The 15,973-nt window shown below is 65.4% G+C and carries 13 protein-coding genes and 1 tRNA gene; 4 read left to right on the top strand and 10 right to left on the bottom strand.

Annotated features, from left to right (window positions below):
- Positions 1-227: 227 nt before the first annotated feature.
- The 3 genes from BDW16_RS00510 to lon form a co-directional block, all read right to left on the bottom strand.
- Positions 228-302: transfer RNA gene (locus tag BDW16_RS00510), tRNA-Val, on the bottom strand.
- Between the two features lie 148 nt (positions 303-450).
- A complete protein-coding gene (locus BDW16_RS00505; protein ID WP_066580003.1) occupies positions 451-723 on the bottom strand; it encodes an HU family DNA-binding protein in 273 nt (90 codons plus the stop codon).
- A gap of 159 nt (positions 724-882) precedes the next feature.
- Positions 883-3,276, bottom strand: coding sequence for an endopeptidase La (lon, locus tag BDW16_RS00500; protein WP_066580001.1), 2,394 nt, complete (start codon positions 3,274-3,276; stop codon positions 883-885).
- Between the two features lie 49 nt (positions 3,277-3,325).
- Here lon and BDW16_RS00495 point away from each other — a divergent pair, with 49 nt between their 5' ends.
- Both BDW16_RS00495 and BDW16_RS00490 read left to right on the top strand, forming a co-directional pair.
- On the top strand, positions 3,326-5,020 hold the full coding sequence (locus BDW16_RS00495) for a M1 family metallopeptidase (protein ID WP_338325261.1): 1,695 nt from the start codon (positions 3,326-3,328) through the stop codon (positions 5,018-5,020).
- Between the two features lie 2 nt (positions 5,021-5,022).
- Positions 5,023-6,066, top strand: coding sequence for a serine hydrolase domain-containing protein (locus tag BDW16_RS00490; protein ID WP_157926311.1), 1,044 nt, complete (start codon positions 5,023-5,025; stop codon positions 6,064-6,066).
- Between the two features lie 47 nt (positions 6,067-6,113).
- Here the strand turns inward: BDW16_RS00490 and BDW16_RS00485 are convergent, their stop codons facing one another.
- Positions 6,114-7,040, bottom strand: coding sequence for a DUF808 domain-containing protein (locus tag BDW16_RS00485; RefSeq protein WP_066579997.1), 927 nt, complete (start codon positions 7,038-7,040; stop codon positions 6,114-6,116).
- A gap of 209 nt (positions 7,041-7,249) precedes the next feature.
- Between BDW16_RS00485 and BDW16_RS00480 the strand changes: the two genes are divergently transcribed.
- Positions 7,250-7,780, top strand: a complete 531-nt coding sequence (locus BDW16_RS00480) for a carbohydrate binding domain-containing protein (protein WP_066579995.1) — start codon at positions 7,250-7,252, stop codon at positions 7,778-7,780.
- Here BDW16_RS00480 and BDW16_RS00475 read toward each other — a convergent pair whose 3' ends face one another.
- From BDW16_RS00475 to BDW16_RS00455, 6 genes are all read right to left on the bottom strand, one after another.
- Complete coding sequence (locus BDW16_RS00475; protein WP_066579992.1) at positions 7,781-10,168, bottom strand: EAL domain-containing protein; 2,388 nt, start codon at positions 10,166-10,168, stop codon at positions 7,781-7,783.
- A gap of 219 nt (positions 10,169-10,387) precedes the next feature.
- A complete protein-coding gene (gene clpX / locus BDW16_RS00470; protein ID WP_066579989.1) occupies positions 10,388-11,662 on the bottom strand; it encodes an ATP-dependent Clp protease ATP-binding subunit ClpX in 1,275 nt (424 codons plus the stop codon).
- A gap of 92 nt (positions 11,663-11,754) precedes the next feature.
- The gene (locus tag BDW16_RS21005) at positions 11,755-12,042 is read right to left on the bottom strand and encodes an RNA-binding protein (protein WP_125958823.1); all 288 of its coding nucleotides are present in this window, start codon (positions 12,040-12,042) and stop codon (positions 11,755-11,757) included.
- 56 nt (positions 12,043-12,098) lie between these two features.
- Positions 12,099-12,737, bottom strand: coding sequence for an ATP-dependent Clp protease proteolytic subunit (locus BDW16_RS00465; RefSeq protein WP_100362670.1), 639 nt, complete (start codon positions 12,735-12,737; stop codon positions 12,099-12,101).
- Between the two features lie 115 nt (positions 12,738-12,852).
- Positions 12,853-14,265: a sensor histidine kinase gene (locus tag BDW16_RS00460; RefSeq protein WP_066579983.1), complete on the bottom strand. Its 1,413-nt coding sequence runs from the start codon at positions 14,263-14,265 to the stop codon at positions 12,853-12,855.
- Positions 14,262-14,996 carry a response regulator gene (locus BDW16_RS00455; RefSeq protein ID WP_066579982.1) on the bottom strand — a complete coding sequence of 245 codons (735 nt, stop codon included), beginning with the start codon at positions 14,994-14,996 and terminating at the stop codon, positions 14,262-14,264. The genes BDW16_RS00460 and BDW16_RS00455 overlap by 4 nt, the downstream gene beginning before the upstream one ends.
- Positions 14,997-15,131: 135 nt before the next feature.
- Here BDW16_RS00455 and BDW16_RS00450 point away from each other — a divergent pair, with 135 nt between their 5' ends.
- Positions 15,132-15,962 carry a MipA/OmpV family protein gene (locus tag BDW16_RS00450; protein WP_066579980.1) on the top strand — a complete coding sequence of 277 codons (831 nt, stop codon included), beginning with the start codon at positions 15,132-15,134 and terminating at the stop codon, positions 15,960-15,962.
- Positions 15,963-15,973 lie beyond the last annotated feature (11 nt).

Raw genomic sequence — 15,973 nt, 5'->3', positions numbered from 1 at the left:
GCGCCCCGGATCGACTCGGAACATCCCCCTGCCGACCACGCCGGTCGCGCTAGGGGGCCCGCATGACGCGCGGATGGGATTTCAGAGAAACTTCGGAGACTCTGGTGTTACGCTTTGATGACGTTTGTTTCAGGTATGTGAAACTGCGCTCTGCAGGGATATCGATGACGGTCCGGAGCGGCGGACAAGAAAAAACCCGCCAGGCTGGGCCCGGCGGGTCTTTGGGGTGGTGGGCGCGGCAAGGATTGAACTTGCGACCCCTGCGGTGTGAACACAGTGCTCTACCACTGAGCTACGCGCCCGATACCCTGTTTGCTCCTGGCTTTATCAGGGCAGCCCCGGCGAACCGGAGCGCCCCGCCGAACTGGTGATCCGAGCGGGGAGCGGTGCCTCTAGGGTGACGAAGCAGGCTTGTCCAGCCCCGTCCGCCCCGAAATCAGCAACCGAAGATCAGTTGACCGCGTCCTTCAGGCCCTTGCCGGCCTTGAACTTGGGCTGCGACGAAGCCTTGATCGGCATCGGCTCGCCGGTGCGCGGGTTACGGCCGGTCGACGCCTTGCGCTTCGAAACCGAAAACGTGCCGAAGCCGACGAGACGAACTTCATCGCCCTTCTTGAGTGCGGTGGTGACCGCGTCGAAGACCGCTTCCACGGCCTTGCTCGCATCGCCCTTGCTGAGCCCCGCGGTGTCAGCGACCGTCGCGATCAGTTCCTGCTTGTTCATGCCCTTAGAACCCCTGCTCTTCTGTGGCTATGTGATGAGAAGACTCAACGGCGCCGGAACGCCGGTGGGGCAGAAAACAGGCTCCCGCCCCCGCTGTAAAGCGGAAAGCGCGCCAAAGCGCCGAAACGACGCGAGAATCTGCCCTTACGCGATCTCAACCTAGTGCCGAAGCGGCTCGCTACCCGAAGTGGAGACCGGCGGTTGCGCGGCCAGCTCATCCGCTTCGGTCCAGTCTATCGCGGCCAGCGGCTCGGTCAGCGCGAGCTTGAGCACCGCATCGACATGGCTCACCGGAACGATCGTCAGACCCTCGCGGATGTTTGCGGGGATCTCGGCGAGGTCCTTCTCATTCTCCTGCGGGATCAGCACGGTGGTGATGCCCCCGCGAAGCGCTGCCAGCAGCTTCTCCTTCAGGCCGCCGATCGGCAACACGCGGCCGCGCAGCGTAACCTCGCCGGTCATCGCGACATCCTTGCGCACCGGCACGCCAGTGAGGGTCGAGACGATCGCGGTGACGATGCCGATGCCGGCCGACGGGCCATCCTTCGGCACCGCGCCTTCGGGCAGATGGATATGGATATCCTTGCGCGCGAAGATGCTCGGCTTGATGCCATAGGCCGGGCTGCGCGCCTTGATGAAGCTGAACGCGGCCTCGACCGATTCCTTCATCACGTCGCCGAGCTTGCCGGTGGTCTTGATCGCGCCCTTGCCGGGCACCGTCACGCTTTCGATCGTCAGCAGCTCGCCGCCCACCTCGGTCCAGGCAAGGCCAGTGACGGCACCGATCTGGTTCTCGTCCTCGCCCAGGCCGTGGCGGTACTTCTGCACGCCGGCGAACTCGGAGAGATTGTCGGGCGTGATCGTCACGCTCTCCGCCTTGCCCTCCAGAATCTTGCGCAGCGCCTTGCGGGCGAGCTTGGCGATCTCACGCTCCAGGGTACGGACGCCCGCCTCGCGCGTGTATTTCTGGATCAGCGCGCGCAGCCCCTCGTCGGTGAGGGTGAACTCGCCTTCCTTGAGGCCATGCGCCTCGATCTGCTTTTCGATCAGGTGACGCCTGGCAATCTCGACCTTCTCGTCCTCGGTATAGCCTTCGAGCCGGATGATCTCCATTCGATCGAGCAAAGGCTGCGGCAAATTCAAGGAGTTGGCGGTCGTAACGAACATCACGTCCGAAAGATCGACGTCAATTTCCAGATAGTGGTCGTTGAATTTGCTGTTCTGTTCGGGGTCGAGCACCTCGAGCAGCGCCGAGGCGGGGTCGCCGCGGAAATCCTGGCCGAGCTTGTCGATCTCGTCGAGCAGGAACAACGGGTTGCTGGTGCCGGCCTTTTTCAGGTTCGACACGACCTTGCCCGGCAGCGAGCCGATATAGGTGCGGCGGTGGCCGCGGATCTCGGCCTCGTCTCGTACGCCGCCCAGCGACTGGCGGATGAACTCGCGCCCGGTCGCCTTGGCGATCGACTTGCCGAGCGAGGTCTTGCCGACGCCGGGAGGACCGACGAGGCACAGGATCGGGCCCTTCAATTTGTTGGTGCGCGCCTGCACCGCGAGATACTCGACGATGCGGTCCTTGACCTTTTCAAGGCCATAGTGGTCCGCGTCGAGCACCGCTTCGGCCTCGACCAGATCCTTCTTGAGCTTCGACTTCTTGCCCCAGGGCAGGCCGAGCAGCACGTCGAGATAGTTGCGCACGACGGTCGCCTCGGCGCTCATCGGCGCCATGGTCTTGAGCTTCTTGAGCTCGCCCTGCGCCTTGGCGCGCGCTTCCTTGCTGAGCTTGAGCGTGGCGATCTTCTGGGTCAGTTCGGCGATCTCGTCGCCTTCGCCTTCCTCGCCTTCGTTACCCAGCTCGCGCTGGATCGCCTTCAGCTGCTCGTTGAGGTAATATTCGCGCTGGGTCTTCTCCATCTGGCGCTTCACGCGCGAACGGATCTTCTTCTCGACCTGGAGCACGCCGAGCTCGCCCTCCATGAAGGCGAACACCATTTCGAGCCGCTTCTGCGGGTCGGTCTCGACCAGCAGCGACTGCTTGTCCGCGACCTTGACCGCAATATTCCCGGCGATCGCGTCGGCGAGGCGCGAAGCCTCTTCGATCTCGCCGAGCTGGACCGCGGTTTCGGCGGGCAGCTTGCGGTTGAGCTTGGCGTAATTCTCGAACTGATCGACCGCCGAGCGCATCAGCGCCTGGATCTCGTTCCCTTCGACGGTCTTCTCATCGACCGGCGAAACGGTCGCGGTGAGGAAACCGCCGGTCTCCTCCATCCCCTCGAGCTTGCCGCGCTCCTTGCCCGCCACCAGCACGCGTACCGTGCCATCGGGCAGCTTGAGCAGCTGCATGACCTCCGCCGAGACGCCGATCTCGTAGAGGTCGTCGCGGCCGGGATCGTCATTGGCAGGGTCGAGCTGGGCGACGAGGAAGATTTCCTTGTCGTCGTTCATCGCCGCTTCGAGCGCGGCGACCGACTTGTCGCGGCCGACGAACAACGGCACGATCATGTGCGGAAACACGACGATGTCGCGAAGCGGAAGGACGGGATAGGTGGACTTCATGTGTACTCCAGGGTCCGCCGCACGGAGCGGATTCGAAGGACTATATGGGGTGCGGGGGCGTGGCATCAATCAGCTGTTGACTGCCGGACTGATTCTCCTGTGTTCCCCGGCACTTGCCCAGAAGGGCGAACCGCCGATCACGCCGGTGACGATGCGTTCGGGCGGCGAGATCGAGCCGGAGCGTGCGGCACTCAAGATAGAACATGTCGAACTCGATGTTCGGATCGACCCCGAACGGCGATTCCTTTCCGGGCTCGCGCAACTGACACTCTCGACACGCATCGCACAGACCCGCCTGCTGATCGACCTCGACAAGAATTTCGAAGTTTCAGAGATCATTATAGACGGTGCAGCCCTGAAGACCGGAAGCTGGCGCAACCCCGACGGGCGGCTGGTGATCGATCTGCCAAGGCCGGTCGCGGCGGGCGGCAGGATCGTCGCCAGGATCCGCTATGCCGGGCGCCCGCACGAAGCGGTCAACGCACCCTGGGACGACGGCATCGTCTGGTCGAGCTGGCAGGGCAAGCCGTGGATCGCAACCACCGCGCAAGGCTATGGCTGCGACCTGTTCTGGCCGTGTCTCGACTTCCCGGCCGGCGAAGTACCGGAGATCCGCCTCAGGATCACCGCTCCCTCCGGCACAAAGGCGATCGCCAACGGCAAGCTGGAGTCCGTCTCACCTCCAGTCCGCGGCGTGGGAGAGTGGCGGTGGGTCGCGAAGAACATCAACCCCTATCTCGTCGCGATCAACATCGGCCCCTATGGCGAGATCAAGGGGGCGTACGACAGCAAGTTCGGCAACAAGGTGCCGCTGCATCTGTGGCACCTGACCGGCAAGGAGCGCCAGGCGCGGGGCCTGTTCGCCGAATTCGCGCCGACGCTCGATTTCTTCGAGAGCGTGATCGGCCCCTTCCCCTTCGCCGACGAGAAGCTGGGCGTGGTCGAGACGCCGCACATGGGCATGGAGCACCAGACGGCCAACGCCTATGGCAACGACTATAAGAAGGACGAGACCGGGTTCGACTGGCTGTTCCAGCACGAGCTGGCGCACGAATGGTTCGGCAACCAGATGACCGCGGCCAATTGGGACGATTTCTGGCTGCACGAAGGCTATGGCCAGTACATGCAGCCGCTCTACGGCCAGTGGCGCGAGGGCGAGGCCCGCTATGCCGCGATGATGGCGCACCAGCGCAAGTTCGTCCTCAACGGCAAGCCGCTGGTGTCGGGCAAGGTCCGTACATCGGACGACGTCTATCAGGCCGAACGGGGCGGCCCCGGCCAGGACATCTACTACAAGGGCGCGTGGGTGCTGCACACGCTGCGCTACCTGATCGGCGACAAGCCGTTCTTCGACGCAACCCGTCGGCTGGTTTATGGCCGGCCCGACCCGAAGCCGGGCAATTTCAAGCCGCGCTTCACCTCGACGCCCGAGTTCGAGCAGCTGATGAACGCAGCGGGCGGGCGCGACCTTACCTGGTTCTTCGACATCTATCTGCGCGAGGCAGCGCTGCCCGAGCTGATCGAGACGCGCACCGGCGACACGCTCAATTTGCAGTGGAAGACGCCGCGTACGGCCCCCTTCCCGCTCCCGGTCGAGATCGCGGTGAATGGCGAGACGCGCAAGCTGGCGATGGCGGGCGGCAGCGAGACGATCCGTGTGCCCGCGAGCGCGCATGTGGTGATCGACCCGATGGCCCGCATCCTGCGGCGGAGCGCGGCGATCGAGGCGATGCAGCGGAGATGATGATGCGCGCTGCATTCCTGACCGCCGCGTTGCTGGTAGCCGTGCCCGCCGCCGCCCGACCGGCGCGGATCGACCTTTCGGCGATGTCGGCGGAGATCGAGGCGGGCAAGTATCGCAAGATCGAAGCCATCCGGGTGATCCGGGATGGACGCACCGTCTTCGAGGGCGACTATCGCGGCAACACGCCCGAAAGCCGGATCGATGCACGATCGAGCGGCAAGTCGATCACTGCACTGGCGATCGGCATGGCGATCGACGACGGCAAGCTGGCGAGCGTCGATCTGCCGGTCTTCGAATTCTTCAAGGATCGCGAGCCCTTTGCCCATGACGGTCCGGCAAAGCGCGCGATCACGATCCGCGACCTGCTGACCATGTCCTCGGCGCTCGACTGCGACGACTGGACCGATGCGAGCCCGGGCAATGAGGAGCGGATGTACGCGACGCGCGACTGGACCCGCTTCGCGCTCGATATCCCGATCGCCGGGAACTACGCGCGGGGAGCCAATGGGCTCGGCCGCTATTCCTATTGCACCGCCGGGGCCTTTCTGCTCGGCCGCATCGTCGAGCGCGTCACGGGCGAGCGGTTCGACGCCCATGTCCAGCGGCGGCTGTTCGATCCGCTGGGCATCACCGGCGCGCAATGGAAAACCTCCCCAAATGGCGAAGTCCAGAGCGGCGGCCAGCTGAGCCTGCGCGCTCGGGACTTCGCGGCGATCGGGCAGCTGGTCCTGGATGGCGGCATGGCGAGCGGCAAGCAGGTCGTTTCCCGCGCCTGGCTGCGCGAGATGCTGACCGTACGCGCCAAGGCGACGCCGTTCGACGGCTATGGCTATCTATGGTGGGTTCGCGACTATCGCACGCCGGACAATTCCCGCCCCTGGCCGGGTTTCTACATGTCGGGGAATGGCGGCAACAAGGCGGTGCTGTTCCCCGATCTCAAGGCCGTCGTCGTGATCCTGAGCACCAACTACAACCAGCGCGACATGCACCAGCTCAGCACGGCGCTGATCGAGCGGCATATCCTGCCCGCGCTGGTGACGCCGTAGCCAAGGGAGCGGCGCGCGGCGCATCCGCCGGCGTGCCGTCGCGAACCTCAATGGGCGTCGGTCTTTCCATGGAATAGCTTCCCGATGACGAAGGCGATGACGGTGCCGACCGCCAGACCGACGATGCCCGACCCCGTCGCGGTGACGATCCAGGTGATGACGCCACTGTGCGAGATCGCCTCGGCGACGTGGTGGATCGCCTCTTCCGGCGCGTGCCAGCCGAGCTGTGCCGCGCCATGGACGAGGATGCCGCCGCCGACCCAGATCATCGCTGCGGTGCCGATGATCGACAGCGCACGCATCACCACGGGCATGCCCTTGACCAGCCCGCGCCCGATCGCCTGGGCGAGCTGAGCGGGGCGGCGAGCGAGATGGAGACCGAAATCGTCCATCTTCACGATCAGGCCGACCACGCCATAGACCAGCACGGTAATACCGATGCCGACAAGGGCGAGCACCACGCCGCGTTCCCACAAGGGCTTGGCCGCGACGTCGTTGAGCGCGATCGCCATGATCTCCGCAGAGAGGATGAGGTCGGTGCGGATCGCGCCGGAGACCTTGGCAGCCTCAAGATGTGCGGGATCGCCGATCGCTTCCTCATCGGCGCCGTGCCCGCCGCCGCCAAAGGCCTCGATCACCTTCTCGGCGCCCTCGAAGCACAGAAAGGCGCCGCCGATCATCAGCAGCGGCGTGATCGCCCAGGGTACGAGCCAGCTGAGCAGCAGCGCGCCGGGAAGCAGCAGCAACAGCTTGTTGCGCAGCGAGCCCATCGCGATCTTCCAGATGATCGGCAATTCGCGGTCGGGCGTCAGGCCGGTGACGTAGCGGGGGGTGACAGCGGCGTCATCGACCACCACCCCCATCGCCTTGCTGCCTGCCTTCCCCGCCGCGGCGCCGACATCGTCGAGCGAAGCGGCGGCGAGCTTGGTGATGGCGGCGACATCATCGAGAAGCGCGGCAAGACCTGACGGCATGAAATCCCCTGTGGCTGAACCCCTCCGCCGCGGCGGAACGCCTTCTCTATGCCGTCTCCGGGCGATTCCGCCAGCGTTTCCGCGGGGCGGGTTCGGCCGTCACGATGCGAAGCCCGCAGATATGCGGGAAATGAAGGTGCATGGATTGGTTCTATATTGATATTGCAATTGTTATATTGGATCATCGACCTCGATTGGGAGGGGTCGATATGCGTTATCTGATCGCGGCATCGCTGGCGGTGCTGGCGGCGTCCGGGGCCGCTGCGCAAGGACAGACCGCAGCGGCTCCGGTCGTTCTGAACGAACCCAGCGCCAATTGGAGCGTCTACGGCTCCGGGCAGACGCACAAGGGGCGCAAGGACGATCAGGTGCAGGGCGGCGGGGCGATGCGCGTGACGATCCCGGCCAAACCGGCCAATCCCTGGGACGTGGGAGCCTCCGCCCCGATCAAGGGCGCGATCGGGCGGGGCGACAGGCTGGTACTGGCATTCTGGGCGCGGCTGGCCGATGGCGGCAGCGACAGGCGCACCCGGATCGCAGGCACGATCCAGCAGGCCTCGGCACCCTATGCGCCGGTGCTTACCGGATCGGTCGAGCTGACCCGCGAGTGGAAGCTGGTGCATATCGAAGGCGTTGCGGCAGGCGACCACGCAGCCGGAAGCGCGAACATCGCGCTTACGCTGGGCGGCGCTGCCCACACGATCGATCTGGGACCGGTGTTCGTCCTCAAGAACAACTGATCAGGCGGCGCGCGACACCGACTTGCTCGGCGCCTCGGCGGGCGCGCCGAGCAGGAAGCCCTGAACCTCGTCGCATCCTTCGCTTTCGAGCATCTTCAGCTGCGCGGCGGATTCGACCCCTTCGGCGAGGACCGGGACGTTGAGGCTCTGCCCCAGCGCCAGCACCGCGCGGATGATCGCCCGCGCCTGCGGGCTTTCGCCCGATCCGAGCACGAACGACTTGTCGATCTTGATCTTGTCGAACGGGAAGGAATGGAGCGTGTCGAGCGAGGAATAGCCCGTGCCGAAGTCGTCCATCGCGATGCTGATGCCCAGCGCCTTGATCCGGCGGAGCACCTGAAGCGCGCGGACCTTGTCGCCGATGATCGCAGTTTCGGTGATCTCGAGCTCGAGGCGCGAGGGCGAGAGGCCGGTCTCAAGCAGGATCTCCGTGATCCGCTCGGCAAGGTCCGGCTGCATGAGCTGGACGGGCGAGAGGTTGACCGCGATCTTGGTGCTGCCGGGCCAGCGACCGGCTTCGGCGCAAGCCTCGCGCAGCACCCATTGGCCGATGCGGAAGATCTCGCCCGTCTCCTCGGCGACGGGGATGAACTCGGTTGGCGATATCCAGCCGCGCGTCGAATGATTCCAGCGCAGCAGCGCCTCATAGCCGCTGAGCTCGCCGTCGCGCAGCGAATGCTGGGGCTGATAGGCCAGCGAGAACTCGTCGCGGTCGATCGCCTGGCGCAGGTCGTTGGCAAGCTGGCGCCGGGCACGCGCGGTCTCGTCCATTCCCGGCTGATAGTAGCAGGTTGCCGAGCCGATCATCGCCTTCGCGCGGTACATGGCGAGATCGGCGTTGTTGAGGATGGTCTCGCGATCGCCGGCATCGGCGGGCCAGGCCGCGACGCCGATGCTGGCGCCGACGAGGAAGCTCGATTCGGCATTCGCGAACGGATCGGCGAAGCAGGCTTCGAGACGGTTCATGAACGCCTCCAGCTCGGCATCGTTCTGGAAGGTCTTGGCCGCGGCGAACTCGTCTCCGCCGAGGCGTGCGACCACCTCACCCTCGCCGAGCGCGGCGCTGAGCCGGGCGGCGAGTGCGGCGAGCAGCATGTCGCCCGCGGCGTGGCCGTGGGTGTCGTTGATCTCCTTGAACCCGTCGAGGTCGATGACGATCACCGCGAGCCGCTGGCCGATGCGCTCCGCGCGCTCCATCTCGAAATCGAGCCAGAGGTTGAAACGCGCGCGGTTGGGCAGGCCGGTGAGGCTGTCGTGCATCGCGAGAAAGGCGATCTTCTCTTCCGAACGGCGGCGTTCGGTGATGTCGTCGAAGGTGCTCACCCAACCGCCATCGGGCAGCGCCCTGCTGGCGATGGAGAGGACAAGGTTGGGGCTGATCTCAGCGATCACGGGTGCGGCCTCGGGACCGGCAAGGCTTGCCCAAAGCTCGTCGTGCATCCGCGCATACCAGTCCTCCTCCAGGGGAATCGCAGCACGGCCGCCAAGCGCGCTGAAGGCGACCTCGCGCAAGGTCATGCCAGGAATGCAATCGTCCGGAGACAGGCCCCAGAGGTCCAGAAAGCGCTGGTTGCGCAGGATCAGCCGCTCGTTGCGATCGAACAGGCACAGCCCCTGATGCATGTTCGACAGCGCCAGATCGAGTTGCTTGCGCAGCGCAGCCTGAGTCCGCCGCGTCACCAGCACCGCGGCGCAGGTGAGCAGCAGGATACCGATCGCGCCTGCGGCCAGCGACACCGACATCGACCCGGACGACAGCAGCACTCCGCGCAGTTCGTCGCTCGGGATCGGCACGATCTCGAGTGCGGTCATCCCCATGAAGTGGAGCAGCACGATCGCGAGCGTCATCAGCGCCGCAGCGGCCGCGCCGCGCGCCAGGCTGCCGCCGTCGAGCGCCAGCCGAAGCGCCGGATAGACCGGCAGGATCGCAAAGAGCAGCGACAACAGGAGATAGCCGGTGTGCCACGAGAAGGTGCCGGGGAACTCCACCGCCGACATGCCGGTATAGTGCATCGCGGCGATCCCGCCGCCGATCATTACCGCCGCGGCCGCGCGCGGAAAACGGTTACGATTGCGCACCGCGACGAAGAAGCCGGCGGTGGTTAGAGCCATCGCGATCACGAGCGAGAGCGCGGTCAGCGCAAGGTCATAGCCGACGACGATTCCGGGGTCATAGCCGAGCATCGCGACGAAATGGGTGGTCCAGATGCCGAGCCCCGTGGTGACGCCGGCGACGATGGTCCAGTGGGTTCGCCCCTGCCGCCCCGACAGCCTTGCCTGGCGCAGCAGGAGCACCGCCGACGCCGTCGAGACAAGGCACACGATCGCCGCCAGGATCACGAGTCGGATGTCATGCTCACCAGTGATGCAGTAATAAAGATCGAACATGGGCGCCCCGGCTGGAATCGAAACCGTCCAGACAGCGCGCGCGGTAAAGTCCGGGTTAATTCAACCGGAACGGATCGCAGAAAGATGGGGATTTCCAAGCTTCTACCCATTGCGGTGACCGGAATGGGGAGAAACCTGTCCGTTTCGGGTTAACCCGGCATGAAAAAGGCGCGCTCGCTGCCGGAGCGCGCCTTCTTCGATTTCGCGATTCGGTGGAGATCAGGCGGCGTCGCCCGTCGCCCCCGCCTTCTTCTTCTCGGCATAGACGCGGATCGGCTCCTTGCGGCCCTCGACCACGTCCTTGTCGATCATCACCTCGTCAACGCCGTCCATCGACGGCAGATCGAACATCGTATCGAGCAGGATGCCCTCGAGGATCGAACGGAGGCCGCGCGCACCGGTCTTGCGCTCGATCGCCTTCTTGGAGACCGATACCAGCGCGTCGTCAGTGAAGCTGAGCTTCACATTCTCCATCTCGAACAGCTTCTGGTACTGCTTGACCAGCGCGTTCTTCGGCTCGGTCAGGATCTTGACCAAGGCCGCGATGTCGAGATCCTCGAGCGTCGCGACGACCGGCAGACGGCCGACGAATTCGGGGATCAGACCGAACTTGAGCAGATCCTCCGGCTCGGTCTGGCGCAGCACCTCGCCGGTGCGGCGCTCTTCCGGCGCGGCGACATAGGCGCCGAAGCCGATCGACTTGCCCTGCAGGCGGTCGCCGATGATCTTTTCGAGGCCCGAGAAGGCGCCGCCGCAGATGAACAGGATGTTGGTCGTGTCGACCTGAAGGAATTCCTGCTGCGGATGCTTGCGGCCGCCCTGGGGCGGGACCGAAGCGGTGGTGCCTTCCATCAGCTTGAGCAGCGCCTGCTGAACGCCCTCGCCCGACACGTCGCGCGTGATCGAGGGATTCTCGGCCTTGCGGCTGATCTTGTCGATCTCGTCGATGTAAACGATGCCACGCTGCGCCCGCTCGACATTATAGTCGGAGGCCTGGAGCAGCTTGAGGATGATGTTCTCGACATCCTCGCCGACATAGCCGGCTTCGGTCAGCGTCGTCGCATCGGCCATGGTGAAGGGCACGTCGAGGATGCGCGCCAGCGTCTGCGCCAGCAGCGTCTTGCCGCAGCCAGTGGGGCCGACGAGCAGGATGTTCGACTTGGCCAGCTCGACCTCGGCACCCTTCGCGCCGTGGTTGAGACGCTTGTAATGGTTGTGCACCGCCACCGAGAGGACGCGCTTCGCCTGCTTCTGGCCGATCACATAATCGTCCAGGACGTCGCAGATCTCCTGCGGCGTGGGGACGCCGCCGTCCTTCTTGCTGACCAGCGCCGATTTGGTCTCTTCGCGAATGATATCGTTGCAGAGCTCCACGCACTCGTCGCAGATGAACACGGTCGGCCCGGCGATGAGCTTGCGCACCTCGTGCTGCGACTTGCCGCAGAACGAGCAGTAGAGCGTGCTCTTCGAATCGCCGCCACTCAATTTGGTCATTCAATCACCTTTCGCACCAGAAGGGGCGCGTTCCTTTTCCGGGCACATATCCTAACGTGCACGGGTAAACCCACAATAAAAATCCGGCAGCGCTACCGAAGCGTCGCGTCGTTCTGCCGCATCGCCTCGATATAGTCATGGGCGTCCTTGAGCCCAACCCCCGTCCGATCACGTACCAGCTTGATCGCCATGATCGGGTTTCCGGTGTGGATCAGCTTCCACAATTCGAGCCGGAGCTCTTCGGAAATCTCGACCGGTTCCGCAGCGGCGGACGCGGGCGCAGGAGGGGGAGAAGGCCGCGACCGGGAGCGTGGCGGGGCGACGAGATCACCCCGCTCCTCTGCCCTTCCGCGCAGTGCCCAGAAGAGCACCGCCAGCACGACGAGCGCGCCGAGGATCAGCAGGGGAAGCGGAATGTAGATCGCCCGGTCTCCGCTCAGGCGGCGCTGCCGCCCTCACCCTCGGCCGGCTGCGGGCGCTTCTCGTACACTTCGTCGACCAGACCGAAGGCCTTGGCCTCGTCCGCTTCGAGGAAGGTGTCGCGATCCATCGCGGCTTCGATCTTCTCGAGCGGCTGGCCGGTATATTTGACGTACAGGTCGTTCATCCGGCGCTTGATGCGCAGGATTTCCTTGGCCTGAATTTCGATGTCCGACGCCATGCCCTGTGCACCGCCCGAAGGCTGGTGGACCATGATGCGCGCGTTGGTGAGCGCGACGCGCAGGCCCGGCTCACCCGCGGCGAGCAGGAAGCTGCCCATCGACGCCGCCTGGCCGATGCAGACCGTGCCGACGCGCGGACGAATGTACTGCATGGTGTCGTGGATCGCCATGCCGGCGGTCACGACGCCACCCGGCGAGTTGATGTACATCCAGATGTCCTTCTTCGGGTTCTCGGACTCGAGGAAGAGCAGCTGGGCGGTGATGAGCGAGGCCATATGGTCCTCGATCGGCCCGGTGATGAAGATGATCCGCTCACGCAACAGGCGCGAGAAGATGTCGAAGCTGCGCTCGCCGCGGCTCGACTGTTCGATGACGATGGGAACCAGCGCGCCGGTGACTGGATCGACGGTCATATGACCCGAAAGGGGATGCATGTGCGGGAATCTCGTGTGTTTGTTTTTGCCCGTGGACTACATCGGCGCTCGGCAAGCCCCGCGCAAGGGGGGAAGACGGTGAACGGAACGCGGTTCAGGCTCCGTAGCGCGGCAAACGCACGCGCACGGTGAAGCGCCCCGCCCCGCCCTCGAATGCGATCTCTCCGCCATGGCTGCGGATCACGTCGCGGCTGATGGTGAGGCCAAGGCCGGTACCGCCGGTTTCGCGCCCGCGCGAGCTTTCGAGGCGGACGAACGGCGCAAAGGCGCGCTCGACATCCTCCGGCGCAATGCCCGGCCCGCGATCCCGGAATGCGACCGACACCCAGTCCTGTTCCGCTTCCAGCACGATATGCACCGCCTCGCCATATTTGCAGCCATTGGCGATCAGGTTGGCGAAGGCGCGGCGGATCGCGACCGGCCGGCAGCGGATGTCGAGGTGATCGGGGCCTTCGTACAGCACCTCCTCCCCCAGATCGTGATGCGTGTCGGCAAGGCTGATCAGCAGCGCTGCAAGATCGACCGTCTCGAGCGATTCCTGGCTGGCCTCCTCCCGCATGAAGGCGAGCGCATCGGACACCATCGACTCCATCTCGGCGACATTGGAACGGAGTTGCGTGCGCTGATCCTCGTCCTCCACATATTCGGCGAGCAGCCGCAGCCGGGTGAGCGGGGTGCGCAGATCGTGCGAGATCGCGGCGAGCATCTGGATACGCTCGTCCACGAACCGCTTGAGCCGCAGCTGCATCGTGTTGAACGTGCCCGCGATCGCGGCGAATTCGGGCAGGCGCATGTCGCCGATCAGCGTCGGCTCACGCTCCCGCCCCAACCGCTCGGCGGCGTTGGCCAGGCGGGTCAGCGGCACGACGATACTGCGCGCCATCCAGATCGAGAAGATCATCAGGATCAGGAAATTACCCGCGAAGGTCAGCACCATCCGCATCTGATGCCAGCGCGCGTCGGTCGTCTGCCGCGCGGTGACGACCAGCCATTGCCCGTCCGCGCGCCGCACGGCGATTTCCAGCCGTCCGAGCACGCTGCTGCGATTGCTCGCCAGTTCCTGGGCCGTGAGCAGCATCGGCACCCTGGGAATGATCGCGACAGCGGTATCGGAGGACCGCTCCCAGGCATTGTCGCTGAACGTATCCGCCCATACGCGGACATCCTGCTCGGGTTGTCCCAGCGCGGTGGCGACGGCGCTACGCAGCCCGCTCGCGAACTCGGCGCCGCGCCCGCCCTGCTCGAACGGGGGCGCCACCCTAGTCGTGAACACGAGATAGTCGGAAACGCCGGCGGGACGTTGCGCATCGGCGGGCGCCCGCGCTTCTTCAGCGACGGCCTTCACCAGCCAGTCGCGCTCGACCATCAGGAAAGGCGGCGGCGGGATCATCACGCGCAGCGCCTGGTCGAACAGGAAAGACGCCAGCACCGCCAGAACGATCGCGATTCCAAGCCGGACCGACAGCTTGAGCCGCGGCAGACCGAGACGAGGCCGGTGCGGGATCATGGGCGCGGCACCGGATCGACCGCGGCGGTGAAATAGTAACCGCCATTGCGGACGGTCTTGATCAGCTCGGGCGCGTGCGGATCGGCCTCGACCTTGCGGCGCAGCCGGCTGACCTGAACGTCGATGCTGCGGTCGATATTCAGGCTGGAGCGGCCATGGACATAGTCGAGCAGCTGGTCGCGGCTGAGTATCTGCTGCGGGTGCTGCACCAGCGCGACGAGCAGATCGAACTCGCCCGTCGTCAGCTCGACCAGCGACCCGGCGGGCGAAACCAGCGTCCGCTTGCCCGTGTCGAGCGTCCAGCCGGCAAAGCCGAACCGGTCCGCCACGGCCTCCTCCTCCGCCGCCGGGATCATCGCCGCACGCCGCAGCGCGGCGCGGATACGGGCAAGCAGTTCGCGCGGGTTGAACGGCTTGGGCACATAATCGTCGGCGCCGAGCTCGAGCCCGATCACCCGGTCGGTCTCGTCCCCGCGCGCGGTGAGCAGGATGATCGGGACCGTGCTGCGTGCGCGCAGCCTCTGGCAGAGCGTGAAGCCATCGTCGCCCGGCATCATCACATCCAGCACGATGACGTCGAAGCGGAACTTGCCGACCAATTCGGTCATCTGCCGCCCGTCCTCGGCCGCCGTCACGCGCAGGCCGTTGTCGCTCAGATACCGCGCGAGCATCGTGCGGATCTGCCGGTCGTCGTCGACGACGAGGATATGGGCGCCTTCCTGCCTTGCCATGGCCGTCAGATAGCGCCCGGCCCGGGCCGAGTCTGTAGCCGTAACAATCTGAAACAAACCGAAACCCGCCTGCAATCGGCGGCGGCCGGCCGCGGCCTATAGCGCCGCTACCCCATTCCCCATGGAGTATCCCCGATGCCCGTCATGCTTGCATTCCATTGCCGCGTCAGCCTGCGCAGCGCGCTGCCACTCCTGATCGTACCCGCCATTTGCCTGATCGCCTCCCAGGCGCGCGCCCAGTCGCGTGAGGACGAAGGCAATGACTGGCAGGTGATGCTGGGCGGGGGCGCCATCTACTCGCCCGACTTCGAAGGGTCGGACGAATATGAGGTCCAGCCCTTTCCCTTCATCTCGGTCGAATATCGCGACATCGCCTATATCCGGGGTCCCGAGATCGGGGTGAACCTGATCCGGCTGAAGGCGTCGGACGATTTCAGCATCAAGGCCGGCCCGTTGGCGCGCTATCGCCGCGACCGGAAGGTGAAGCGCAACGCGGATCTGAGCGGGCTGGGCGATGTCGGCACCGCGGTCGAGCTGGGCGGCGCGCTGGCGTTCGAATATCGCCAGGCCTGGGTGCGCCTCTCGCTGGCGAAGGACGTGGCTGGCGGCCATGACGGCCTGGTCGGCGAGGGCGAAGCGGGTATCCGCTTCAACCTCAGCGACACGCTGGTCGCTTCCGCCAGCGCCAAGGCGAGCTGGGCCGACAAGGACTATATGGGCACCTATTTCGGGGTGACCTCGGCGCAGGCGGCGCGGAGCGGCCTGCCGGTCTATCGCGCCGAAAGCGGCCTGAAGGACGTGGGTGCGGGTCTGAACCTCAGCTACATGCTCGGCCGCAACTGGATGGTCACCGCGGTCGGCGGCTACTCGCGCCTGATGGGCGATGCCGCCGATGCGCCGCTCGTGGTGCGCTACGGATCCCTCGATCAATGGCATGGCGGCCTGTTCGTCGCCTATCGCTTCTAGAAGATTCCGGG

Origin of the sequence: Sphingomonas koreensis (genome assembly GCF_002797435.1) — a bacterium.
GTDB classification, from domain to species: domain Bacteria; phylum Pseudomonadota; class Alphaproteobacteria; order Sphingomonadales; family Sphingomonadaceae; genus Sphingomonas; species Sphingomonas koreensis.
The sequence above is the reverse complement of the archived record's forward strand: the minus strand, read 5'-3'. Positions and strand labels throughout refer to the sequence as shown.

Excerpts from the sequence above, each read along its gene's own strand:
- BDW16_RS00505 (WP_066580003.1), bottom strand. The coding sequence starts at position 723 with ATGAACAAGCAGGAACTGATCGCGACGGTCGCTGACACCGCGGGGCTC.
- lon (WP_066580001.1), bottom strand. The coding sequence starts at position 3,276 with ATGAAGTCCACCTATCCCGTCCTTCCGCTTCGCGACATCGTCGTGTTT.
- BDW16_RS00490 (WP_157926311.1), top strand. The coding sequence starts at position 5,023 with ATGCGCGCTGCATTCCTGACCGCCGCGTTGCTGGTAGCCGTGCCCGCC.
- BDW16_RS00485 (WP_066579997.1), bottom strand. The coding sequence starts at position 7,040 with ATGCCGTCAGGTCTTGCCGCGCTTCTCGATGATGTCGCCGCCATCACC.
- BDW16_RS00480 (WP_066579995.1), top strand. The coding sequence starts at position 7,250 with ATGCGTTATCTGATCGCGGCATCGCTGGCGGTGCTGGCGGCGTCCGGG.
- BDW16_RS00475 (WP_066579992.1), bottom strand. The coding sequence starts at position 10,168 with ATGTTCGATCTTTATTACTGCATCACTGGTGAGCATGACATCCGACTC.
- clpX (WP_066579989.1), bottom strand. The coding sequence starts at position 11,662 with ATGACCAAATTGAGTGGCGGCGATTCGAAGAGCACGCTCTACTGCTCG.
- BDW16_RS00465 (WP_100362670.1), bottom strand. The coding sequence starts at position 12,737 with ATGACCGTCGATCCAGTCACCGGCGCGCTGGTTCCCATCGTCATCGAA.
- BDW16_RS00460 (WP_066579983.1), bottom strand. The coding sequence starts at position 14,265 with ATGATCCCGCACCGGCCTCGTCTCGGTCTGCCGCGGCTCAAGCTGTCG.
- BDW16_RS00455 (WP_066579982.1), bottom strand. The coding sequence starts at position 14,996 with ATGGCAAGGCAGGAAGGCGCCCATATCCTCGTCGTCGACGACGACCGG.
- BDW16_RS00450 (WP_066579980.1), top strand. The coding sequence starts at position 15,132 with ATGCCCGTCATGCTTGCATTCCATTGCCGCGTCAGCCTGCGCAGCGCG.